The 22,755-nt window shown below is 52.6% G+C and carries 18 protein-coding genes, 5 tRNA genes and 1 other RNA gene; 12 read left to right on the top strand and 12 right to left on the bottom strand.

All coding sequences use genetic code 11. The features are described 5' to 3' along the window. Positions 1-119: 119 nt before the first annotated feature. The 3 genes from fliS (at position 120) to TREBR_RS02535 (ending at position 3,700) form a co-directional block, all read left to right on the top strand. Complete coding sequence (gene fliS, locus TREBR_RS02545) at positions 120-560, top strand: flagellar export chaperone FliS (protein ID WP_013757660.1); 441 nt, start codon at positions 120-122, stop codon at positions 558-560. A 4-nt stretch (positions 561-564) separates the two neighbouring features. Beyond that, positions 565-1,074, top strand: a complete 510-nt coding sequence (locus TREBR_RS02540; RefSeq protein WP_013757659.1) for a flagellar protein FlgN — start codon at positions 565-567, stop codon at positions 1,072-1,074. A 229-nt stretch (positions 1,075-1,303) separates the two neighbouring features. After that, positions 1,304-3,700 carry a glycoside hydrolase family 94 protein gene (locus TREBR_RS02535; RefSeq protein WP_013757658.1) on the top strand — a complete coding sequence of 799 codons (2,397 nt, stop codon included), beginning with the start codon at positions 1,304-1,306 and terminating at the stop codon, positions 3,698-3,700. A gap of 92 nt (positions 3,701-3,792) precedes the next feature. Here TREBR_RS02535 and TREBR_RS02530 read toward each other — a convergent pair whose 3' ends face one another. The 3 genes from TREBR_RS02530 to TREBR_RS02520 form a co-directional block, all read right to left on the bottom strand. Further along, the gene (locus TREBR_RS02530; RefSeq protein WP_013757657.1) at positions 3,793-4,722 is read right to left on the bottom strand and encodes a tetratricopeptide repeat protein; all 930 of its coding nucleotides are present in this window, start codon (positions 4,720-4,722) and stop codon (positions 3,793-3,795) included. Next, positions 4,703-6,073 (bottom strand): MATE family efflux transporter, encoded by a 1,371-nt coding sequence (locus tag TREBR_RS02525; protein ID WP_013757656.1) that lies wholly within the window; start codon positions 6,071-6,073, stop codon positions 4,703-4,705. Before TREBR_RS02525 ends, TREBR_RS02530 begins: the two co-directional genes overlap by 20 nt. Positions 6,074-6,370: 297 nt before the next feature. After that, the gene (locus TREBR_RS02520; protein ID WP_013757655.1) at positions 6,371-6,847 is read right to left on the bottom strand and encodes a GNAT family N-acetyltransferase; all 477 of its coding nucleotides are present in this window, start codon (positions 6,845-6,847) and stop codon (positions 6,371-6,373) included. A gap of 169 nt (positions 6,848-7,016) precedes the next feature. Here TREBR_RS02520 and TREBR_RS02515 point away from each other — a divergent pair, with 169 nt between their 5' ends. The 5 genes from TREBR_RS02515 to TREBR_RS02495 all read left to right on the top strand — a co-directional run bounded on the left by TREBR_RS02515 (position 7,017) and on the right by TREBR_RS02495 (position 12,327). Continuing rightward, the gene (locus TREBR_RS02515; RefSeq protein ID WP_041610303.1) at positions 7,017-7,871 is read left to right on the top strand and encodes a cache domain-containing protein; all 855 of its coding nucleotides are present in this window, start codon (positions 7,017-7,019) and stop codon (positions 7,869-7,871) included. 3 nt (positions 7,872-7,874) lie between these two features. Next, positions 7,875-9,311: a putative bifunctional diguanylate cyclase/phosphodiesterase gene (locus TREBR_RS02510; protein WP_156786590.1), complete on the top strand. Its 1,437-nt coding sequence runs from the start codon at positions 7,875-7,877 to the stop codon at positions 9,309-9,311. 138 nt (positions 9,312-9,449) lie between these two features. Further along, on the top strand, positions 9,450-10,373 hold the full coding sequence (gene pyrB / locus TREBR_RS02505) for an aspartate carbamoyltransferase (RefSeq protein WP_013757654.1): 924 nt from the start codon (positions 9,450-9,452) through the stop codon (positions 10,371-10,373). Continuing rightward, a complete protein-coding gene (locus TREBR_RS02500) occupies positions 10,373-10,813 on the top strand; it encodes an aspartate carbamoyltransferase regulatory subunit (RefSeq protein WP_013757653.1) in 441 nt (146 codons plus the stop codon). Before pyrB ends, TREBR_RS02500 begins: the two co-directional genes overlap by 1 nt. Further along, complete coding sequence (locus TREBR_RS02495) at positions 10,813-12,327, top strand: dihydroorotase (protein WP_013757652.1); 1,515 nt, start codon at positions 10,813-10,815, stop codon at positions 12,325-12,327. Before TREBR_RS02500 ends, TREBR_RS02495 begins: the two co-directional genes overlap by 1 nt. Positions 12,328-12,378: 51 nt before the next feature. On the opposite strand, the gene TREBR_RS14250 is transcribed toward TREBR_RS02495, so the two are convergent. The 7 genes from TREBR_RS14250 to TREBR_RS02470 all read right to left on the bottom strand — a co-directional run bounded on the left by TREBR_RS14250 (position 12,379) and on the right by TREBR_RS02470 (position 14,033). Further along, complete coding sequence (locus TREBR_RS14250) at positions 12,379-12,990, bottom strand: hypothetical protein (protein WP_013757651.1); 612 nt, start codon at positions 12,988-12,990, stop codon at positions 12,379-12,381. Between the two features lie 48 nt (positions 12,991-13,038). Continuing rightward, positions 13,039-13,137, bottom strand: an RNA gene (gene ffs / locus TREBR_RS13330) — signal recognition particle sRNA small type. Between the two features lie 263 nt (positions 13,138-13,400). Then, positions 13,401-13,485: transfer RNA gene (locus tag TREBR_RS14245), tRNA-Ser, on the bottom strand. A gap of 111 nt (positions 13,486-13,596) precedes the next feature. Next, positions 13,597-13,681 (bottom strand) — tRNA-Ser (locus TREBR_RS14240). A gap of 31 nt (positions 13,682-13,712) precedes the next feature. Then, positions 13,713-13,786 (bottom strand) — tRNA-Arg (locus TREBR_RS02480). Between the two features lie 8 nt (positions 13,787-13,794). Further along, a tRNA-Ser gene (locus TREBR_RS02475) sits at positions 13,795-13,879 on the bottom strand. Positions 13,880-13,948: 69 nt separating this feature from the next. Further along, positions 13,949-14,033, bottom strand: a tRNA-Ser gene (locus TREBR_RS02470). A gap of 237 nt (positions 14,034-14,270) precedes the next feature. Here TREBR_RS02470 and TREBR_RS02465 point away from each other — a divergent pair. Continuing rightward, positions 14,271-15,659, top strand: coding sequence for an ATP-dependent 6-phosphofructokinase (locus tag TREBR_RS02465; protein ID WP_013757650.1), 1,389 nt, complete (start codon positions 14,271-14,273; stop codon positions 15,657-15,659). Positions 15,660-15,708: 49 nt separating this feature from the next. Here TREBR_RS02465 and TREBR_RS02460 read toward each other — a convergent pair whose 3' ends face one another. Further along, positions 15,709-17,250: an MBL fold metallo-hydrolase RNA specificity domain-containing protein gene (locus TREBR_RS02460; protein WP_013757649.1), complete on the bottom strand. Its 1,542-nt coding sequence runs from the start codon at positions 17,248-17,250 to the stop codon at positions 15,709-15,711. A gap of 136 nt (positions 17,251-17,386) precedes the next feature. Here TREBR_RS02460 and TREBR_RS02455 point away from each other — a divergent pair, with 136 nt between their 5' ends. After that, entirely contained in the window at positions 17,387-18,454 is a 1,068-nt protein-coding gene (locus TREBR_RS02455; protein WP_013757648.1) for a DUF2804 domain-containing protein, read from the top strand. A gap of 24 nt (positions 18,455-18,478) precedes the next feature. Beyond that, positions 18,479-20,545, top strand: a complete 2,067-nt coding sequence (locus TREBR_RS02450; protein ID WP_013757647.1) for a hypothetical protein — start codon at positions 18,479-18,481, stop codon at positions 20,543-20,545. Between the two features lie 168 nt (positions 20,546-20,713). On the opposite strand, the gene thyX is transcribed toward TREBR_RS02450, so the two are convergent. Further along, entirely contained in the window at positions 20,714-21,550 is an 837-nt protein-coding gene (gene thyX / locus TREBR_RS02445; protein WP_013757646.1) for an FAD-dependent thymidylate synthase, read from the bottom strand. Between the two features lie 424 nt (positions 21,551-21,974). Here thyX and TREBR_RS02435 point away from each other — a divergent pair, with 424 nt between their 5' ends. Then, on the top strand, positions 21,975-22,754 hold the full coding sequence (locus tag TREBR_RS02435) for a 1-acyl-sn-glycerol-3-phosphate acyltransferase (RefSeq protein ID WP_013757645.1): 780 nt from the start codon (positions 21,975-21,977) through the stop codon (positions 22,752-22,754). Position 22,755: the final 1 nt, after the last annotated feature.

Here is a 22,755-nt window from a genome sequence, read left to right as displayed (position 1 = left end):
GATAAAATATACGAAATAAACCGTAAATAGTCGATAGCATACCGGATATTTTAAAAAAATGTAAAGTTGCGCCGCTCACCGCCGATAACTATAAAGAACAACTGACAGGGGGTATTAAAATGGGATACAGTCAGGCATACAGTGCGTACCGTGAAACGGGAGTCAAAACGGCAAGTCAGGGAAAACTGGTCGTCATGCTGTACGACGAAGCGGTCAAACAGTTGAATTTTGCGCTCGCGCATTTTTCCGCGGACGAAAAAATCGGCGCGCAGCACATAGAAGCGTTCAACAAAAACATCCTGAAAACGCAGGAAATCATCACGGAACTGATGGTGGCGCTCGATATGGAAGCCGGCGGCGACATTTCCAAAAACCTGATGTCGCTGTACATTTTCTTCAATAAGGAACTGCTGAACGCAAACATCAGCCGCGACAAGAAAAAGATCGGTTTCGTATGCGACATGATGAGTCAGCTCAGAGACGCTTGGTCGGTCGCTTCGGCGTCGGCAGGCGCGACGCCCGCACCCGCAGTGCATACCGGCATCGATATAAACGGATAAAAACATGATGCAGCTGTCCCCTGCCGAACTGGCAGAAAGAACCGCCGTACTGCGGCGGCTGCGCACTTTGCTTGAACAGCAGCGCGCGAAATTCCGCGAATACCTGAACGTACTTGAAAAACAGGCGGACAAGATCGAAACGGAAGATTCCGAAGCGCTGCTCGCCCACACGGAACTTGAGCAGCAAATCGCAGCCAACATTGTAAATCTGCAAAAAGTCATCGAACCGATAGAAACGATGTACCGGGACACGCATCCGCGCAAGGGCGCGGCGGCGGAACGCACGGACAACGCCGGGGAAACCGACGAGTCGGTTATTCCCTTGCTCAAAACGGATCTGGAACAGCTGCAGCGGCAAGTGCTCGCCCAAAACGCCCGAAACAGGGAACTGCTCAAGATCCATATAGCCGAAATAAAAGACCGCCTGAACGCCGTTCAAAATCCGTACCGAACGACGCGCAGCGTGTACACGCACGCGAACGACGCGGCCTCCGTAATCAATATCAGCGTCTGAGTGCGGAGCTTTCCGCACGTATCTGCAAAAACAAGTTTTTCTGACATCACAGGTATGTTCATAGAGCAAACAAACTGATACGTATTGTGCCGTTTTTTCAAAAAACATCGTTTAAATAATCATTTTATTATTTTCTGCTTTTCTTTTTACCGGGCATCTGTTATACTGATCACAGGGCGGCGGAGTAACAACTGCTACTCTAAGCGGCCCGAAATTATGGAGGATCTTTGTGAATTACGGTTTTTTTGATGATAAGAACCGGGAATACGTTATCAACCGGTGCGACGTCCCCGTTTCCTGGACAAACTATCTCGGCACGGAATCGACGGGTGCAGTCGTTTCACACAACGCAGGCGGCTACATGTGGCACGAATCGCCTGAATACCACCGCGTAACCCGGTTCAGGGCGAACGCAGTTCCGCTCGACCGCCCCGGACATTACGTATATCTGCGTGACAACGACGACGGCGAATACTGGTCGCTTTCCTGGCAGCCCGTGGGAAAACCGCTCGACAAAGCCCGCTACGAATGCCGCCACGGCATGTCGTATTCCAAATTTTCCTGCAACTATAAGGGAATAGACGCGACGCAGACGCTGTTCATTCCCAGAGGCGAAGCCTGCGAATTGTGGGACGTCCGCGTCAAAAACACTTCGCAGAAAGACCGGAAAATCAGCCTGTTTTCATACTGCGAATTTTCGTTTCAGATGATCGAAATCGACAACCAGAATTTCCAGATGAGTTTGTACTGTTCCGGTTCAAGTTATAAAGACGGCGTCATTGAAGTCGACAACTTCTATAATCCCGATATGTATCATTATTTTACTTCGAGTTTCGACGCGGACGGCTTCGACTGTCTGCGCGATTCGTTTATCGGCCCGTACCGGACGGAAACGAATCCCATCGGCGTCGAGACGGGAAAACTGTCGGGTTCCGCGGAACTGGGCAACAATCACTGCGGCGCGCTGTGCAAGGAATTCGTAATTCCGGCCGGCAAGGAAATCCGCGTCGTGTTCATGCTCGGCGTCGGCAGCCGCGAAGCGGGTAAAGCCGTCAAAGCAAAATTTTCCGATACGGCCGCAGTCGACGCGGCGTTCAGGGAAATCAAAGCGTATTGGGACAAAAAATGCGCCGCGCTTCAGATCAAAACGCCCAGCAGCGCAATGAACACCATGATCAACACGTGGAATCTGTATCAGTCCGAAACGAACGTCGTGTTTTCACGATTTTCGAGTTTTATCGAAGTCGGCGGGCGCACCGGGCTGGGATACCGCGACACGGCGCAGGACGCGATGTGCATCCCCCACTCCAATCCGCAAAAATGCCGCAGCCGCCTCATCGATCTGCTGCGCGGTTTAACGCAGGCAGGCTACGGACTGCACCTGTTCGAGCCGGAACTGTTCAACCCGAACCGAAAACCCAAGCCGCCGTTTAAATCGCCGACGGTAAAACCCGAACCGGACAAAGCCAGCCTCGTTCACGGTCTCAAAGACACCTGCTCGGACGACGCACTGTGGCTCGTTCCGGCAATCTGCGAATACATCAAGGAAACGGGCGAATACGGATTCGCGGATGAAGTCGTTTCGTTTGCCGACGGCGGCGAGTCGACCGTGTACGACCATATGATGCGCATTCTGAACTTTTCAGCCGAACAGGTGGGCGCGACGGGTATCTGCAAAGGACTGCGCGCCGACTGGAACGACTGCCTGAATCTGGGCGGCGGCGAAAGCGCGCTCGTGTCGTTCCTGCACTATTGGGCGATGGACAATTTTGCCGAACTCGCCGACCATTACGGCCGCACGGACGACGCGGTAAAATACCGCGCGCTCATGGAAAAAGTACGCGCCGCCTGCGAAAAGGAATTGTGGGACAAGGAATGGTACATCCGCGGCATCACCAAAAACGGCGTAAAAATCGGCACGGCCGAAGACACGGAAGGCAAAGTGCATCTTGAATCGAACACGTGGGCCGTCATCTCCGGCGTCGCGCAAGGCGAACACGCGGAAAAAGCGATGGATTCCGTAGACAAATACCTGTATTCGCCGTGGGGCATCCATTTGAACGCGCCGTCGTACGGAACGCCGAACGACGACATCGGATTCGTTACCCGCGTGTACAAAGGTATCAAGGAAAACGGCGCCATTTTCTCCCATCCCAATCCGTGGGCCTGGGTTGCGGAAACAAAACTCGGACACGGAAACCGCGCCATGAAATACTACGACGCGCTGTGTCCGTACAATCAGAACGATAAAATCGAAATCCGCCAGTCCGAACCGTATTCGTACTGCCAGTTCGTCATGGGACGCGACCACACCGCTCACGGGCGGGCGCGCCATCCGTGGCTGACCGGATCCGCGGGCTGGTCGTACTTTGCGGCGACCCGTTACATGCTCGGCATCAGATGTACGTTCGACGGCATGATCGTCGATCCGTGCATTCCGTCCGACTGGGACGGCTTTGAAGCGAGCCGAATCTGGCGCGGCGCCACGTACAAGATTACGGTCAAAAATCCGACGCACGCGGAAAAAGGCGTAAAATCGGTTTCCCTGAACGGAAAACCGGTTGCCGGCGCGATTCCCGCACAGCCGGAAGGCAGTGTCAACGAAGTTATCGTCGTGATGGGTTGAACCGGCGGCGAGCGCGGTTCCGCCTCGGTGGGAACAACCGGCGGAAAACGCGCTCAGCTGCGGTACAATCCGACTGCGGTACAATCCGGCGGCTAACGCAGCTCGGCGTCGATTTTAGCCCGATTCAGCATGTAATAAAAAAGAGAATAGCCGGCGTCGTTCAGTTTTTTAATATGAGCGGCGTACCGGCTTTCCGAACACAGCGCGGTCGCTTCGGCAAGCAGCGCGGCGCTGCGTTCCGTACTGCCGCCGTCGAACAGCGCCTGAGAGCACAGGATTTTCGCGTAAAACGATTCGGCGGGAGTCCGCGCTGCGGCGATTGCCCGCTCGAAATAATCGAGCGCCTTCTTTTTGCTCCCGCCGCCGATTGCCGGCGCGTGAAAATACCACTGAGCCGTATTCATCAGAGCGTACGCACAATCGGGATCCTGTGAAACGGCCGTATCGTAATATTTTTTTATCACCAGACCGCGGTTCATGGCTTTGGTTACCGGCATGAACTGCATACAGCAGGAAATGACGTCGCCGGCCGTACAGTACAGCCAGGTATCGACACGAGCGCCTTTCGCGTTTTTAAGCCGCGATTCGTTTTCATCGTTCTGCGCGCTGATCAGCCCTTCCAGCCCAGGATGCGCAATGTCCTTTTCATACAGATAATTATACCGTTCGAGTACGAGCAGATTGTCCATGATGAGACGGAATTCGGGAGAAAAAGACGAAGCCTCTTCCGTCCCGAACAGTTCCGTTTCATAACGGGCCACACGGGCGAGCGCTTCGTCGGGTTCGCACGCGGAAACTTCCATTCTGAACTGCATAAACTGATCGACGGAAGCCTGTTCGCGTTCGGAAAGCGCGGCAGCGGAAACCACTATGCCGCACAGCGCGGCCCAAACGCATAAAAGCGTTCTGAGCCGGCAATAAAAAGACATTTTCATGCGGCCCGACTTATCGGACGGCATTACCGGATACCTTACCGGATTTCTTACCGGAACCGGCAGCGCTTTACGATATTTTGCAGTCATTTTTTTTAACTCCCAAAATCGAATTGAATTTACATAAAAACAGCGTACCAGTCGTGATTGCCGCCGTAATGTCGGCAACCGGCTCCGCCCAATAGATACCGTCGACACCCCAAAACAGGGGGAAAATAAACGAAAGCGGAATCAGCAGTATAATCTTGCGCAGCATAGCCAAAAACAATGAAATTTTTGCCTGTCCCAGTCCGACGAACGCCGACTGGCACGCCATCTGTACGCCGAAAATCCAAAATCCGCCCATAAAAACGGGCATGACGCGTTCCACCAGCGCGATGAGCGCCGCCTCTCCGGTAAATATCCGCGCAAACAATCCCGGTATCAGCGCCGTCAGGCCCCAGCTTGCCACGGTTAAAGAAACGGTCGCAGCGAGCACGATTCGGAACGTTTTTTTGACCCGTTCAGGATTTCCGGCACCGTAATTGTAACTGATGATCGGCTGCGTTCCCTGCGTGAGCCCCGACACCGGCACGAACACGAACTGCATGACACTCTGCAAAATCGTCATGGAACCGACGTACAAGTCGCCCCCGTAGCGCTGCAATCCGCTGTTCAAAACGATGATGATAAGACTTTCGGTCGCCTGCATGATGAACGGAGAAACGCCGAGTCCCATGATTTTTTTTACGATGGAGCCGTCCAAGCTGAGGTTCCGACGGCGGATGCGCAGCCCCGATTTATCCGAGCACAAAAACTTTACGACCCAGGCGGCGCTCGCGGCCTGAGAAATGATCGTAGCCAATGCGGCGCCCCTGACGCCCATATTCAGCGCGAAAATGAAAACGGGATCAAGCGCAATGTTGAGCACTGCGCCGATCAGAACGGACAGCATCGCCGTCTTCGCCCGTCCCTGACAACTGATAAACATGTTCAGGCCGAGCGCGTATTGTACGAAAAACGTACCGACTAAATAAACGGAAAGATAATCGGTTGCGTATCCTATCGTCGCGGCGCTTGCACCGAACAGATACAGCACCGACTGCATGAACGCGGCGAACAGCGCCGTTAAAACGCCCGCGAACACCGTGAGCAGCGTCGCCGCGTTGCCGAGAATCCGTTCGGCACCCGCGCGGTCGCCGCGCCCGAGCGCGATGGATGCCAGCGGCGCACCGCCCGCTCCGGCAAACGCGCTGAACGCTGAAATCAGCATGATAACCGGAAACGTAACGCCCACGCCCGTCAGCGCCGCGGTTCCCGCACCCGGAATATGTCCGATATACATCCGGTCGACTATGTTGTACAGCACGTTGATAAGCTGCGCCGCAGCAGCCGGAATGGCAAGCGACAGGATCAGCTTACCCGGTTTTTCGGTTCCCAACCGTTCTTCTTGTTTTGTCATGTGTTTAAATATACCGTTAAAAAAACGATTCGGCTAGCGGCGGCGGCAGCGCGGCACTACGCGAACACGGCAGCGCGAAACGGCAGACGGTCACCGGCCCGAATTTGAGGCGCGGCACTACGCGAACACGGCAGCGCGAAACGGCAGACGGTCACCGGCCCGAATTTGAGGCGCGGCACTACGCGAATCCGGCGTCGCGAAACGGCGGAGCTGCACAAACGTACCGCGCCGCCGCAGCTTATTACGGCAAGGCGCGCCTCGCCGGTTCCGCGCCGCCTGTGTGGAACCGTAAGAAAATCAGCGGGAAACCATCCGTGAATACACGCTGTTTTCGGGAGTTCCGCCGGGAATATACTCGGCGCCGACCGCTTTCCGGTAAAAACCGTCCACGTCGGTCCAGCCGATGATCGCGTAGCCGTAGCCCGCTTCGCGCATCGCCTCCATAGTGCGAATAAGCAGCGCTTTTCCGACATTCCGGCCGCGCGCCGCTTCCGTAACGCCCGTCGGACCGAAAAAGCCTTTCGCCGTCGCGTCGTAACAGGCGAATCCCAAAATCCGGCCGTTTTCCGTCGCGATAAAACACGCAATCGGATTCTGGGAAAGTGCGGCTTCAGCCTCGTTCACCCAGGTCTGATTGAAATTGCTGCGGATAAACTCAAGCACTTCGCTTTTATCTCCGGCGTATACCCGCTTCAGCTTGATCGCGCCGTCAAGCTGCGGCACCGGCGGCAGCGTCGTCAAATTGGCGATCATATCGCCTGCGTACGAACCCATGAAAACCTCCTCAAACCTGCAATTCGTTTGTTCTAACTGCGAACATACTAACATTAAAAACACGCTGCCGCAAGCGTAAATCGTAAGTATAAAAAAGCATTCCTTTTACCGACGCTGCATATTTTTCATTGACACGGCATTATTTTCATGTTTTAATTATTCATACATTATGATATATAATAGAAAATACGGCTTTAAAAAAGCTATCGGCATTCCCATAAGCTTCCTCATCGTCATTTGCATCACGTTATTTTTCTGCAGCCTGTACATCAGATATCTGGACAATCTTGAAAAGGAAAACCTGCAAACGTACATGTATGAAATAACGGAAAAAACGGCGACGGCGTTTCGGAACCGCATCAAATGCTACATCGATTCGCTTGAAACGCTCGCCGCCGTCATCGGCTGGTCGGAAATCGACGAAAACAACACTATGACCGTGCTGCGGAAACAACTGGTAACGAACCAATTCGACCGTATCGGCGTCATTGATCCGAACGGCATCGGCATCGGTATAGACAAAAATATCGACGTGCTGTCGGGAAATTTTCTGCATCGTAATTATTTTCACGATTCCCTTGCAGGGAAAATCGCCATAGAAGCGTTCAAAAAAGATTTTAAAACGAACGTGCCGTCTTTTACGATCAGCGTACCGATATATGCGGATAGCGACTCAGCAGTCCACGGCATTCTGTGCGGCATTCTGTGCGGCATCATTTCGGAAGCAGAACTGCAAAAACAAGTCGAACTGCCGGTCTTCGGCGGTTTGGCACGATTCCATATTATCGATTCAAATGGAAACATACTCATATTATCAAAATATGCGGATACGGCGGGAAATCCGGACAATTTTCTTGACAACGACTTTGAACAGACGTATTCCTACGACGCGTTTCTTGCCAATCTTAAAGCCGGCAAACGCGGTTCGTTCGGATTCAAACTGCCCGGCAGTGCCGAACAGTTCGTAACGTATCAGCCGCTCGCCATCAACGACTGGTTTCTGATCCTCGTTGCGCCGACGTAGATTTTGCAGGAAAAACAGAGAAATATCCAGATAGCGTCCATGCTGCTGTCCGGCGTCGTCGTCGTAATCATTCTGTTCCTGTTTTCACTGATTTCGATACTCAAACGGAATACGAAAAAAGAAATAAACTATCTCGCGTTCCACGATCAGCTGACCGGTTCGTTCAATTACACGAAATTCAAACGGGAATTTGAAAAAAAGAAAGACGTGTTTTCTTCCCGATACGCACTCGCCTTGTTCGACATCTACAACTTCCGCGCGGTGAACGCCATTTTCGGATACGAGGCGGGAGACCGGGTGCTGCGCAGCATATACGGACTGATTAAATCGCGCGTTACGCCAAACGAATTGTACTGCCGGTTTGCGGAAGACAAATTTCTTTTGCTGCTGGAATGTCCGGAAAGAGGATACATGCTCAACCGGCTGGAAACTTTTTTCAGAATAGCCGAAAACACCATTTTCAGTTCCGACACCATGGACTACCGGATAACGTGCCGCTGCGGTTTGTACGAACTGAAACCGGACGACGAGCACAAATCGTTTCAAACGCTGTCGGACTGCGCGTTTGAAGCGCGTGAAAACATCATCAATATCAGCCACAGTACCGCTTCGTTTTTTGATGAAAAATTACAGCAGAGACTCGACCGGAAAAACAAAATCACGCGCTACATGCATTCTTCGCTTGAAAAAGAAGAATTTCTGATATATCTGCAGCCGAAATACGCGATACTGGATGAACAGCCGATTCTGTCCGGCGCGGAAGCGCTCGTCCGGTGGAAGCTCAACGGAACGGAATTCATCTATCCCGATTCGTTCATTCCGGCATTTGAAGAAAACGGATTCATAACGCAGCTCGATATGTACATGCTCGATCACGTGTGCGGCTTGATCAAAGCCTGGATCAGCGAAGGTCATCCGGGAATTCCGGTTTCGGTAAACCAGTCCCGGCTGCACATCTACAATCCGAACTACGTGCACGATATCCAGCTCATCGTCGACAAACACGGGATACCGTATAATCTGATCGAATTTGAAATCACCGAAAGCGCCATCGTGGAAGATTCGCAGCAAGTCCGCAATCAATTCCGGCAGCTGAGAAAGCTGGGATTCAAAACGTCGATGGACGACTTCGGCTCGGGACTTTCGACGCTGAACATGCTGCAGGGCAGTGAAGCCGATATCATCAAAATCGATAAGGGATTTTTCGATTCTTCACTCGATACGGAAAACGGTCAGATAATCGTCGCGTCGATCATCACCATGCTGCGCAATCTGGATTTTGAAATAGTCGCCGAAGGTATAGAAACCGGCGAACAGGTCGCGTTTCTCAAAAAATGCGGCTGTACGTACGTGCAGGGGTATTATTTCGGCAAGCCCGAACCGTACGCAGACTTCGAGCACAACCATTTGTATAAGAAAAGCGTTCCCACCGACGCGTAACGGGAACACGCTGAGTGCCGCGGGAACGGGTGCAGGCTGCGTAGCGGGAACACGATAATCGCCGCGCCGCAGTTTTTACGCCGGAATCCATTGATTTTATCACGGGCGGCGTGGTATGATAACCGGAATGGAGGTTGTATGCTGAAAGGACGTCACCTGATAGAACCAGCAGATCTGACAGTGCAGGAAATTGATGAAATTTGTTCCCTTGCAGAACAAATTATCGTCGATCCTTCTGCTTTTACCGATGTGTGCCGCGGGAAAATTCTTGCGGCACTTTTTTTTGAGCCGAGCACCAGAACGCGGCTTTCCTTTGAAGCGGCCATGCTCAGACTCGGCGGTTCGACGCTCGGATTCGCGGACGCGGCGTCGACATCATCGACCAAAGGCGAAACCCTCGCAGACACGATTCGGGTCGTCTCCTCCTACGCGGACGTCATCGCGATGCGCAACCCCAAAGAAGGTTCGGCGCTGGTCGCCTCGCAGTATTCCGCCGTACCCGTCATCAACGCCGGCGACGGCGGACACCACCATCCGACGCAAACGCTCACCGACTTGCTCACGATCCGCTCGCTGAAAGGCGATTTGGACGGACACACAATCGGGTTCTGCGGCGATCTCCGCTTCGGGCGAACCGTGCACAGTCTGGCAAAAGCGATGAGCCGCTACAAGAACAATACGTTCGTCCTTATCAGCCCGCCGGAACTGACGATTCCCGAATACATCGTTTCCCAAGTTATCAAACCGTCCGGCATCGCGTATTCGGAATCGCTGCGTCTGGAAGACGTCATCGGCGACCTCGACATCCTGTACATGACCCGCGTACAGGCGGAACGCTTTTTCAACGAACAGGATTACATCCGCCTCAAAGACAGTTACATCCTCAATCGCGAAAAAATGAAACTCGCCAAAGATTCAATGATCGTCCTGCACCCGCTGCCGCGCGTCAACGAAATATCGCCCGAAGTGGACGCCGACCCGCGCGCCGCGTACTTCAAGCAGGTAAAATACGGTATGTTCGCCCGCATGGCGCTGATCGCCAAATTAACAGGAGCTTTATAATGCTGCACGTCGATACGATAAAAAACGGTCTCGTCATAGACCATATCCGCGCGGGAACCGGTCCGCGTATCTTTTCATGGCTCGGACTCGATAAAGTCAATTTCTGCGTCGCACTGATCATGAACGTCTCGTCCAAGCAGCTCGGACGCAAAGACATCATCAAACTCGACAATATCATCAACATCGACTACTCCGTACTCGGTTTCATAGATCCGAACATCACCGTCAACGTCGTTTCAAACGAACACATCACGCGCAAAATAACGCTGTCGCTGCCGGAACGGGTCGAAAACATCATAAAATGCAAAAATCCCCGCTGCATTACCAGTACCGAACCTTATCTGCCGCACGTGTTTCTGCTCGTCGATAAAAAACGGTCGGAATACCGCTGCGAATACTGCGACGAATTATACCGCGCGGGCGTGGGTGAGGTATTCTGATGAATGGCGAACGGCACACGGCGGAAGCCGCGCAAAACGGCAGCAGGCTTTGCTGCATCTATAACGCGAGGCTGCTCGACGCAGACACCGACTGCAGCGGCGCGCTGATAATCGGGCACGGCACGATACGGGCCGTGCTGAAAGGCGACTTTACCGACCGCGCGGCGGCGGAAAAAGCAGTCGTAGCTTTCGCCGGAAATAGCACTTTCGCCGGAAATAGCACTCTCACCGGAAATAGCGGCGCCGGCGAAAAACCGGCGGAACTCGTCGACGCACGCGGACTGACCGTACAGCCGGCGTTCATAGACATGCACGCACACTTCCGATATCCGGGACAGCCTGAAAAAGAAGACCTCGGCAGCGCCCTGCACGCGGCCGCGGCAGGCGGATTCGGCACGCTCGTACTGATGCCGAACACGGTTCCCGTCGTGTCGAGCGCGGCGGCCGCACAGCGCATACGTGCGGAAGCGGCCGCGTTCGCCCTTGCCGACGTATTTCAAACGGTCAGCCTTACCGCCGGATTCGGCGGCGAAGACACTGCGCATCTGGACGGGATACCGCCGTACGTTCCCGGGAAAACGCCCGAATCAGAAGCGATTCCCGTGGTTACCGAAGACGGCCGGGACGTCGCGTCCGCCGCGGTCATGCTTGCAGCAATGAAAAAATGCGCGGACCGCAATCTTATCGTCTCCTGCCACTGCGAAGACGCTTCCCTCGCCGCCGCCGCAAAACCGTACCGCACCGACGCACTCGCGTCATACGCCGCGGCGGACTCAGCCGACTCGGCGGACAACTCGGCGAAGGCCGCCGCCGTGCGGCGCGCGGAAACGCTGCTCACCCGGGCGAACGATCTGCTGGCACTCGCCGAAGACACGGCCACGCTCAGAAATCTCGCACTCGCCGCAGCAGCAGACTGCCGTATCCACATTGCGCACGTCAGCACCGCCCGGTCGCTCGCCGCCGTACGAGCAGCAAAACGCTCGGGGCAAAACGCGACGTGTGAAGCGACGCCTCACCACATCACGCTCAGCGTTACGCGCGGAACAGATCTGCGCCATATCGTAAATCCGCCGGTCAGAAGCGAAAGCGACCGACTCGCCGTTATTGAAGGAATCAGAGACGGCACCGTCGACGTCATCGCAACTGATCACGCACCGCACACCGCGGCCGACAAAGCGGCGGGAGCTCCGGGCTTCAGCGGGCTTGAAACGGCGTTTGCGGCGTGTCATACGGAATTGGTGCAGACGGGTATTATCAGCGCCCGCAAACTGTCCGAATTGATGTCCGCTGCACCGGCACGACTGCTCGGCCTCGACAAAACGGCGTGTCCGAAAGGGCTGCTGTCGCCGGGATTCGCCGCGGACCTCGTGTTTACGGATCCGAACGCCGAATGGCAGGTTTCAGGTAAAAATTTCTTTTCAAAAGGCACTTATACGCCGCTTGAAGGGCGGACGCTGAGCGGAACGGTTCGGGCAACGTACCGCCGCGGAATCTGCGTGTTTAAGCGGGATTAGAAAACGCGGAGATAAAACGGAGAAAGTCACCGTTTTGCGGAAATCGCTCCGCTACAGAGTTTTTTTCCAGGTTGCAGGATCGTTGTCCTGCCGGAAACCCATTTTTTCAAGATATCGGATATGCTCTTTGGCCGGCGCATAAATTTCAAGTTCATCGATATTCCGGTCGTGCCAGAAAGAAAGATCTTTTACAAAAAAGTGGCGGCCGACCGCACCGTCGCGATACCGGGGCGTTACGTAATCGATGCAAATACGCGCACCGGAACCTTCCGTCCGCGTAAAAGCAAGCAAACCCGCGATGTCGTTGTTTCGGAAAAAAAAGGCCGCTTCCTGCGCGCGGGAAAGCGCGTCGAATCCGAACAACGCGTCGAGTTCTTCCCGATTTTTTTCACAGAAAAACAGAAACACCGGATCATCCGATTTAACTTGCAGAATATCGAATTTATCTTTCGTATTGAACAGCCGGTACAGATACATGATATCGATCACGACGATGCAGACGTTCATAAAAGCGGTCGGATACGAGCGGGAAACCAAACCGAACAACGCAAAAAACAGACTTCCGAGCGCGTTCAAAAACCGCAGTTTTACCAGCGATTTCATGGAAAGTGAAATCAAGACCAAAAAAGACGAAACGTACCCGAGAATTTCAATCCAAAGCACACGTACCTCCCGCTTATTCGAGCGTACCGCAAAAAAAAACCCTTCCGAAGAGCCCAGGTAATCTACGGCACAGAAATTATCCGCCTACCGCTGCTTTCTTCCGAATCTGACGGGGTTCGGCAGCAATTTCTTGCATAGCACCTGGACTCATCGCAAGAGTCTCATAAAAAAACACCGGCACGGATGCCGGTTTTTACTGATTCCGGTATGAACACCGAACCATCACTAAGCGGAAAGAGGGGGATTCGGACTCCGCTCGCGTACATCCTGAACGCTCGCTGCGTCCCGGCTTCATCCGCTGCCGCGTACATCCCTGTCCGCTTTTCCTCGCATTCGCTCGGCGCGGATTCCGCTTCAAATCCCCCGAACGTTACACCGCTTCCGGTATTACATATCAAACTATCACTAAGCGGAAAGAGGGGGATTCGAACCCCCGGTACCTTTCGGTACACAGCCTTTCCAAGACTGCACCATCGACCACTCGGACATCTTTCCAAAAACAACGCGTACCTATTTTATTGCGGGATTAGTTCAGAATCGACGTGAAATATTCCAAGTCCGAATCCTCTCCGCACACGCAAAAAAACAAGCACCGTTTCTTTACAACGGAGAGAGGGGGATTCGAACCCCCGGTACCTTGCGGTACAACGGTTTTCGAGACCGCCCGATTCGACCGCTCTCGCATCTCTCCAGCAGAACATTTTTCCAGGTATCACCCTGTACGAGACTAAGTGGATTCGAACCACCGGCCTTCAGATCCGCAATCTGACGCTCTATCCAGCTGAGCTATAGTCTCAAAATAAACGGAAGCGACAGGAGTCGAACCTGCCCGGCCTGTGAAGAACCGACGGATTAGCAATCCGTTGTATTACCGCTCTACCACGCTTCCTTAACCGCAACAGAGGAATTACCCTGTCTGCAAACATGCCCTTTTCAGAATCGGAACGTTATCGGCAACCGGAGCAGGGGGGATTCGAACCCCCGGTACCTTTCGGCACAACGGTTTTCAAGACCGCCTCCTTAAACCACTCGGACACCGCTCCAAAAAAGGCTTGATTATATTAGCCGGAAAACGGCGTTCATGTCAATACGATTGAACCATTTTCTCATCTTTTTTCTAAGGCTCACGGCAGGGACGATACAAAAAACCGCCGCATTTCTCCTACAAATAGCCGACGCGAGACCTTGCATAAAAGAACGAATCATACTATCTTTATGAAGATGCCGGTCGGCACAGTACGCGCCGGCCGCCGTATCTCTGGCAGCAAGGAGCGCAGACTATGAAAGGTCGTTTCGATTTTACGATTGATGAACTTGGACCGTGCAAGGTTCTTTCCCCCATCCAATTATCGAAGGAGCACGGCGATTACCGTGCGAATTACGTAAAAGACAATGAATTTATCCGATACAATCTTGATATTTACGATAATATTCTGGAAACGGAAGCCGACGCTTACGCGCACAACCTGATACAGAAAGCAGGTCCGCGCGAATACATTTATTTTAATCCCAAACACGTAAACGCGGGAATCTGTACCTGCGGAGGCTTGTGCCCCGGACTGAACGACGTTATCCGTTCCGTCGTACGCTGTTTGTACAACCGGTACGGCGTGCGCCGGATACGCGGTATCAGATTCGGTTTTAAAGGCTTTTTTCCCGAACAGGGATTCGACACCATCGATTTGACGCCCGACGTCGTAGACGACATTCACAAAATAGGCGGTTCGTTCCTCGGTACCAGCCGCGGCGGCGGCGACCGCGTTATGGATATCGTCGACGCGATCGAAGCGCTCAACATGAACATGGTGTTCATCGTCGGCGGAGACGGTACGCAGCGCGGAGCGCTCGAAGTTTCCGAAGAAATCGAAAAACGCGGACTGAAAGTGGCTATCGTCGGCATTCCGAAAACCGTCGACAACGATCTCATCTTTATCCAGAAATCGTTCGGATTCGACACCGCGGTACAGAAAGCGACGGACGCGGTCGCTGCCGCGCACATGGAAGCCCACTCCCATATAAACGGCATCGGCCTTATCAAACTGATGGGCCGGGAATCAGGATTTATCGCGACGGCCACCGCGCTTGCCAGCCACGAAGCGAACTTCTGCCTGATTCCCGAAGTGCCGTTCGATCTGGACGGTCCCGAAGGATTTCTGGCGGAACTTGAGCAGCGCATCGTCAAACGGCATCACGCCGTCGTCATTGTCGCCGAGGGCGCCGGGCAGAACCATTTGAACGCAACGAACGCAACGGATGCTTCCGGAAACAAAAAACTCGGCGACATCGGCACGTTCCTGCGCGACAGGATCAACGAATATTTTGCCGAACGCAAAATTCACATCAACTTAAAGTACATAGATCCCAGTTACCAAATCCGCTCGGCGCCGGCAACTCCGACCGACTCAATCTACTGCGAACGGCTCGGAAACAACGCCGTACACGCAGCCATGTCCGGCAAAACGAATCTGGTTATCGGCTTGGTTCACGACAAATACGTGCACTTGCCTATCCGGCTCGTTACGGCAAAACGGAATAAGGTTAATCCCGAAGGTTCGTTGTGGCGCGACGCGCTCGACGCGACGGGACAGCCCATTCTGATGGTGAACGACAAGGACGCGCTGCCGCCGCCGCTCAACGGCGACGACGACACGGCGACTGCAATAAAATAGAAGATTTCCGCTTAAAACGGGATGCGCGCCGCATTACGGGGCGCACCCGCTATAAATCGTAGGATTCGCCGTATTTGACGATCGTAACGTCCGGAAATCCGTTGGCAGCAAGGTACGTTTTAAACGCCGCCTGTGCGTCCGGTTCGCCGTGCACCATAAAAATCTGCTTCAAACGGGACGTGTCTATCTGTTTGAGCCATTCCGTACATTCGACGTAATCGGCGTGCGCACTGAACGCGTTGATTTGATCAACGTCCGCCTTCACTTCATACCATTCGCCCATGATTTTGACTTCTTTTTCACCGTTCTGCAGGCGGCGGCCGAGCGTATGTTCGGCCATAAAACCGACCAGCAGGATCTGGTTTGCCGGATTGCCGATATTGTTCGCCAAATGGTGCAGAATACGCCCCGCTTCGCACATACCGTCGGCGCTGATGATAATCATCGGACCGGGTTTGTCGTTCAACGCCTTAGACTCTTCGACGCTCGTCGTAAACGACAGCGAGTTGAATCCGAACGGATTTTTATGGTGCCGCAGGAACGCGTCGTACGTCGCCTGATCGTAACACTCCGGATGAACTTGAAAAATACCCGTAGCGTTCGTTGCCATCGGCGAATCGACGTAAATCGGTATTTCGGGAATGAGTTTTTGATCGACAAGCAAGTGAAAATAATACACCAATTCCTGCGTGCGCTCTATCGCAAACGACGGAATGATGATTTTGCCTTTTTGTGCAATCGCTTTACGCACGATTCTGACCAGTTCGTCCAGCGCACTCTGGGAATCTTCATGGCGGCGATTGCCGTACGTACTTTCAAGCACAACGTAATCCGGCGCGGGAAGTTCGGTTGCCGGATCCCTGATAATCGGTTTATTCCGGCGCCCCAGATCTCCGGTATACAAAATGCGGATTTCGTCGTCCGCGGATGAAGGCGGCGCGCTCCCCGCTCCCCGCGGTTCTACGTCGGAACGTTTGCGGCTTAAAAGCCGATTCCAAAACTCTTTCGGAGACAGCAGTTTTTTTGCCCCGGAGGTGCCGTTCGTCGTGTTTTTCTGTCCGGTAACGGTAATATACGCGAACGCCGCGCCGAGAATATGACCCGCGTCAAAAAATTCGAGCTGAACGTCCGGCGCAATGTACATCTTTCGGTTATAGGAAAGCGTTACGATCTGATTCGCCGCCGCAACGACGTCTTTTTCGGTAAACAGCGGATTCCAGACGAATTTTTCACCTTTTTTTGCCGCTTGTTTACGCAGATATTCAGCATCCCGCGCTTGGATACGGGCGCTGTCCATCATGATAAGATTGGCCAAATCCCGCGTCGCGGGCGTCGCATATATGTTGCCGTTATATCCGTTTTTTCCGACCAGCGGAAGCAATCCGCAGTGATCGTAATGTGCGTGAGTCAAAATGACGGATTCGATTTTATCGACCGGCACTTCAAAATTCCGGTTTTTACGATCCGCTTCATTGCGGCGACCTTGAAACGCACCGCAATCTATCATAAAAGCCCGTCCGTCTATTTCAAAAATATGTTTTGAACCGGTTACTTCCTCCGCAGCTCCCAACGAATATATCGTTATCCCCATACGCAAACCTCGTTTTACCGTAAAATTATGTATTTATAACAATAGCCCGTAAGTTTTGAATCTGCAAGTGAAAAGTCAAAAAACCTTTGCTATTTTAGTGTGTTTCGGTATATACTGGTAATCCGAGGAAGACATTGTGTATTCACGAGAAATCATACCAGCGCCGGATCCTCTGATTCAAAACGGAAAACCGATATTCGGAACGTTTTCCGGCGCGCCGAAACGACTCGACATACGGGGCGTGGAACGCCCGTTCGGCGTGCTTCCGATGCCGACGTTTATCACGGATTTGAGAATCAGGAGCACGCTGACGTTTATGTTCCATACGGACGAGTACGTCGGGTCCGTCGATTTTTTTGACGCAAAGCTGTTCGGATACGCCGAAGTACTGTTCTGGAATAAGACGACCGGACGGAAATTCTCATATCGAACGGTTATCGGACCGCGGCGCCGGCTGATTCCAAAAAAAACGGCGGCGGGAGTCTGCATTTCATTCAGGCACAACCGGTATATCCGCGTCAGTTGGGATCGTTCGCGCGCTTGTCTGTCGGTGATTTTCAATTTGAACGGAGATTCGGTACGCCCGAGCGTTTCGGCGGCTTTTACGGCAAATTTGGCAGCTCCGGCATTTGCGGAAATTTCCGCCGTGCTGCCCGCCCCCACCATGCGCCGCTGCCGCGCCGTCTGGTTTTTGACGGCGCCGCTTACAGGCTCGCTGTCGGCGACGTTTCCGAATCAGCAGCCGCAGCAAAAACACGATACGGGCGGATACGTGCTGTTTGAATCGGACCGCACGTATTATAAGCTGCGCACGAAAAGTTCATTCGCCATTGCAGCGGGGAACGTACAGGGCCGCCCGGTTACGTTCAGTATCACTTCGTCTTCTCAGGAGGCGGCGACTCCCGATCTGTATAACGAAAACGTACTGTTCGTCAACGGAGAAACGACGCCGCTGCCGCCGGTAAAGCTCACCCATCCGCTCGGTATAAACGGCAAATGGGTTTTGCAGGATACGGAAAGCATGGTCGATCTGACGTTCACTCCGATTTCCGATCACGTACGGACGATCAGCATTTTCATATTGCGCACGCGCAACCACAGTCTGTACGGTACGTTCGACGGGGTGCTCGCTGCCAAAAACGGCGAAAAAATTATTCTCAAAGATTTTCCGGGTATAGTACGCAAGAATATGCTGCGGCTATAACCCGGACAACCGGAGTATAAGGGAATGGATGAATCTATCAGTCAAAGCAAATCACCTCCGCAGCGATACGAACCGGGAGAACTGGACAAAACCAGAAAAAATATCGGTAATATCGATCCCGGTGAAGCGCAAAAAATAGCGAAACTGCTCGGAGGCGAAATCGGTATAGAAAAATCGGCACCGATAGACGAAGCGGCACTGAAAAAAGTCCGCTCGGCAATGAAAACGAGCGAATTGCGTTCCGGTGTCGTTTCCTCAAAGCGGCCGCGCGATCCGGCTTCGCAGCCTGTCGCCGAACGCACCGCCGCGCAGACGGCGAGCGCCGCTTCGGCCGTCAAAAACAACCGCGACATGCTTCCCGATATTCCGGCAAAAGAACGCGGTAAAATCGAAAAACTGATGATGGCTCCGGAATATCGGATCAAACCGAACTACGGCATATTCAACATATTCGCTTCACTGACGAAAAACGGTCAGGAAAAAATAGCCGCTCCGTTCGTAACGATCACACTGAAAACCTATATTCTGCGGATGCAGAATTTCAGCAATAAAATAAAGGAACTCGTACGGACAGCTCCCGAATCGTATCGAAAAAAGCTGGAAACGGACGAAGATCTGAAATTCAGATTTTTGAAAACAGCCGGATCGTGGTCGCTGCAAAACGTACAGACGCTGTATGCGGATTTGGAACGCAAACCGACGGAAATCACCGTAACGATGATGATTCCGCTCATAAAGCAGATATACAAACCGCTTTTGTCTCTTTTCTTTCTGGGCGAAAGCAAAACCACCGAGCTTATCAAATCCGTATATACGGATATTGCAGTCTATCCCGACGCCAAAAAGGAACGTGCGTTTGAAATCGCAAAAGAAGCGGTTTCCGAGTGGCTGTACGTATACAATCGCGTCATAAAAGGACTGTATCCGCTTCTGATGCGGATGTGCAGCCCGGACTTTCAGGCATTTCCCGATTTTTTCATACTGCATACCGCAAAGATCTTTTCGTTTTTGAACATAACCAAATTCGACGTACTCGTACCGGAAAAAAAGGCGAAAAAAGAAAATGCGGGAACTTCGCCGGCGGTACCGGAAAAATCGGCAGAACAGCTTGAAGAGGAAAGACGGAAAAAGGAAGCCGAACAAAAGCAGCTCGAATTGGTGCAGACCGGTTTAAAATTGCTGGATCGGATTTTTCCCGGCGCAGGCTGGCTGCACCTCGACGAAGCACCCGATTTGTATCCGTTTTATCAGCCGCTGTACACGTTCGTTGAAGGGCTGAATTTCATTCCGCCTGAAAATCCGATGCAGGTCGTTATCATCCTGATAAAGATAATAGAAGATTTTATGGAAGGCTGCCGGAACATAACGTTCGCGGCGATTTCGGACAAAAAAGATCTTGCCGGCAATTCGCAGAACGATTCGTTCGGTAAAATAATGAACGAATGGACGACATACCGAGAAACGCTGTTTGAAAAACTGTACGTATCGAATTTGAAAGATTTGGTGAATCATTTGTATACGCAAAAAGATTTCACCCGATCGCAGTACGGAAAGAAGCTGATGTCGAACATTCTCTGGCATACCCGCTACAATTTTCTGCCGTATCTGCAATTTGAACAGCTGCTGCTTGAAAAACCGGTAAACGAAGCGAAAGTGCGGCCGTTATACATACGAACGCCGCTTCTGGTTAACGAGCTGTTCCGGTTTACGCTCATTGCCGACGATACGGCGAAGTCGGGTAAAGAATCGCTTGAAATACCCAATATACACGCGCCGTACCGGTACGATATTCCGAACGTCGTATCGCGCAGACTGGACGTGCTGCTGGGTGCCAAAAAGAAACAGGGCGGGCGCGCGACGAATGCAAACCTGCTGAAATACATGCTTGCAATCGCGGCCGTATTGGATTGGTGGATCAACAATAAAAGCAGTCCCGCGTACGCCGGATCGGATAACCAGCTTTACCGGACTTCACCGGAAGACGGTTCGCCGGTTTTTTCCGTACCGGAACGGTCCGATCAGAACGAACTGTTTGTGCACAGCATAAAAGCCGCGGCGGCGCCCGGCGTGCAGCCGGCAGCGGAAACCTGACGGGGGCCCGTACCGAAAGCGGCGCTTCACGCGGCCAAGCGGCAGAGCGAAGCGCAACCGCTGCCCGACCGCAACCGCGGCGAATGGCATAAACTGCTGCTCAACCGCGGGCGCGGCCCGAAAACCTTAACCGCAACCGTAATCGCAGCGGGCGGCAAGAAGCAGAGGCTACAATTGAATGCCGTGCTCGATTTTTGCCGTAAAGCGCTCAAGTTTCTTTCCGGTGAGCGGATTCGCTTTACCGTCCAATACGGCACGCAGCGCGTCCAGTTCATCTCCGGAAAACGACACGCCGTTTCTGGTATGATTTTCAAAAGACTGCACGGCCATCGGCGCCACTTTGCGGGTCAATTCCAGCAGCACTTCCGCATACACGCGGATTTCTTTCTGGGCGTGAGGATCCAAACGCAGCTTCAAAAAATGCATCAGATTGTGCAGATCGCACTGCCAATACATTTCGGTATACAGCGACAACGGCAGATTTACGCGTGCAATTTCACGGGCAAGTCCCGATTCGACCAATTCCGAATACGCAGCGTACGCTTGGTCCTGCCCTTTTTCAAGCAGACTGCGGACTTTTTCCGCATATTCGGCGGACACGACGGAATCGCTTCGCCCTTGTTTATTGTCCGAACTCTGAACGGCGACGTCGGCCTCCGCAGGAACGTAAAACTCGTTGCGCATCACCGAATAACGACCCGAAATTTCATTCATACGGGCGGTCCTATGACGAACCCATTGGCGCGCAACGAAAATCGGCATTTTCAAATGAAACGTCAGTACAACCTGTTCAAACGGAGAAGTATGTTCGTGCCGAAGCAAATAGTCGATGAGTCCCGCGTCTTCACGAACCGTTTTAGTACCTGCTCCGTACGAAACTCTCGCAGCCTGCACGATACGGGCGTCACCTCCGAAATAGTCTACGAGTCGGACAAAACCTTTATCCAGAACCGGGTATTCTTTATCAAGAATTTCTTCCGCTTCAGTAACGATGCAATGCGCCACTACGAACTCCTTATTTTTGATAAAACTGGTTCAGTGTATCACAGCAGTGCCGGCGGGTCAATAATTTGTGGCGGCAGTGAGCGATTTGCGGTATGCAGTGCGCAGTTTGCAGTGCGCAGTTTACGGTGAGCAGTGCACGGTATGCGGTCTCCGGTACGCAGTGCGCAGGTTCAGACGTAAAATCCGCAGGCCGAGCTTGCGACGTACACCTTACAGTTTTTTTCTCTGTACGAACATGCACGATATCTGCACCTTTTCCGCACGCGAGCGTCCGTATTTGAATATTTTTTGCAACCATTTCTGTCCGGAAGTGTCTAATAAAAGACGGCGGCAAGCGCCGCACGGTGTGCCTTGTAATTTATGGTAATTTGTACTACCATTTCAGGCGAAAACGGAGCGGTACGGCAAAGGATCAGCAAAGGGAATGGAGCGGGAAACCTTTTATTATACAGATGAACTCAACGATGAATTCTCCGGCATCAAGCGCAACACCGTTACCGTTGATCATTCCTATACGTATCTGCACACGGACTTCCGGTGGAAAATCCTTTCGTTCATCGTGTACCGCATCGTAATGACGCCGATAGCGTATCTGTATCTGAAATGCAAGTTTCACTTACGGATTGAAAATCGGCAAGTACTGAAACAGGGAAAAAAAGAATCGTATTTTCTGATAGGAAATCACACGCAGGTTCCCGGAGACGGATACATTCCCACGGTGCTTACGTTTCCCAAAAAAGATGCGGTAATTGTAAACGCGGACAACGTTTCCCTGCCGGGAACGCAGACGTTTATGGCTATGATCGGAGCGGTTCCCCTGCCGAACAGGCTGTCGGGAATGCGGAATTTTATGACTTATATGAAGTATCTTGCGGAAGATAATCAGGGAATCGCAATCTATCCGGAAGCCCACATATGGCCGTATTATACCGGCATCAGACCGTTTAAATCGGACGCGTTCCGGTATCCGATCCTGTTCGGTAAAAAAGTTTTCTGTTTTACGACGACGTACCGGAAGCGGAAATTCGGCCGTAAACCGGCGATAACGGTATACGTAGACGGTCCGTTTGAAGCCGATTCGTCCGTCGGCAAAAAAGAAGCGGAACAGAAATTGCGTGATCAAGTGTATAATATAATGGTAGAAAGGAGTAAAAATTCTACCTACGAGTATATCATATACAGAAAAGCGCCGCTGCCGCGGTAAC

It is taken from the genome of Treponema brennaborense DSM 12168, from assembly GCF_000212415.1.
Taxonomy (GTDB): Bacteria; Spirochaetota; Spirochaetia; order Treponematales; family Treponemataceae; genus Treponema_F; species Treponema_F brennaborense.
The sequence above is the reverse complement of the archived record's forward strand: the minus strand, read 5'-3'. Positions and strand labels throughout refer to the sequence as shown.

Excerpts from the sequence above, each read along its gene's own strand:
- fliS (WP_013757660.1), top strand. The coding sequence starts at position 120 with ATGGGATACAGTCAGGCATACAGTGCGTACCGTGAAACGGGAGTCAAA.
- TREBR_RS02540 (WP_013757659.1), top strand. The coding sequence starts at position 565 with ATGATGCAGCTGTCCCCTGCCGAACTGGCAGAAAGAACCGCCGTACTG.
- TREBR_RS02530 (WP_013757657.1), bottom strand. The coding sequence starts at position 4,722 with ATGACTGCAAAATATCGTAAAGCGCTGCCGGTTCCGGTAAGAAATCCG.
- TREBR_RS02525 (WP_013757656.1), bottom strand. The coding sequence starts at position 6,073 with ATGACAAAACAAGAAGAACGGTTGGGAACCGAAAAACCGGGTAAGCTG.
- TREBR_RS02520 (WP_013757655.1), bottom strand. The coding sequence starts at position 6,847 with ATGGGTTCGTACGCAGGCGATATGATCGCCAATTTGACGACGCTGCCG.
- TREBR_RS02515 (WP_041610303.1), top strand. The coding sequence starts at position 7,017 with ATGATATATAATAGAAAATACGGCTTTAAAAAAGCTATCGGCATTCCC.
- pyrB (WP_013757654.1), top strand. The coding sequence starts at position 9,450 with ATGCTGAAAGGACGTCACCTGATAGAACCAGCAGATCTGACAGTGCAG.
- TREBR_RS02500 (WP_013757653.1), top strand. The coding sequence starts at position 10,373 with ATGCTGCACGTCGATACGATAAAAAACGGTCTCGTCATAGACCATATC.
- TREBR_RS02495 (WP_013757652.1), top strand. The coding sequence starts at position 10,813 with ATGAATGGCGAACGGCACACGGCGGAAGCCGCGCAAAACGGCAGCAGG.
- TREBR_RS02465 (WP_013757650.1), top strand. The coding sequence starts at position 14,271 with ATGAAAGGTCGTTTCGATTTTACGATTGATGAACTTGGACCGTGCAAG.
- TREBR_RS02460 (WP_013757649.1), bottom strand. The coding sequence starts at position 17,250 with ATGGGGATAACGATATATTCGTTGGGAGCTGCGGAGGAAGTAACCGGT.
- TREBR_RS02450 (WP_013757647.1), top strand. The coding sequence starts at position 18,479 with ATGGATGAATCTATCAGTCAAAGCAAATCACCTCCGCAGCGATACGAA.
- TREBR_RS02435 (WP_013757645.1), top strand. The coding sequence starts at position 21,975 with ATGGAGCGGGAAACCTTTTATTATACAGATGAACTCAACGATGAATTC.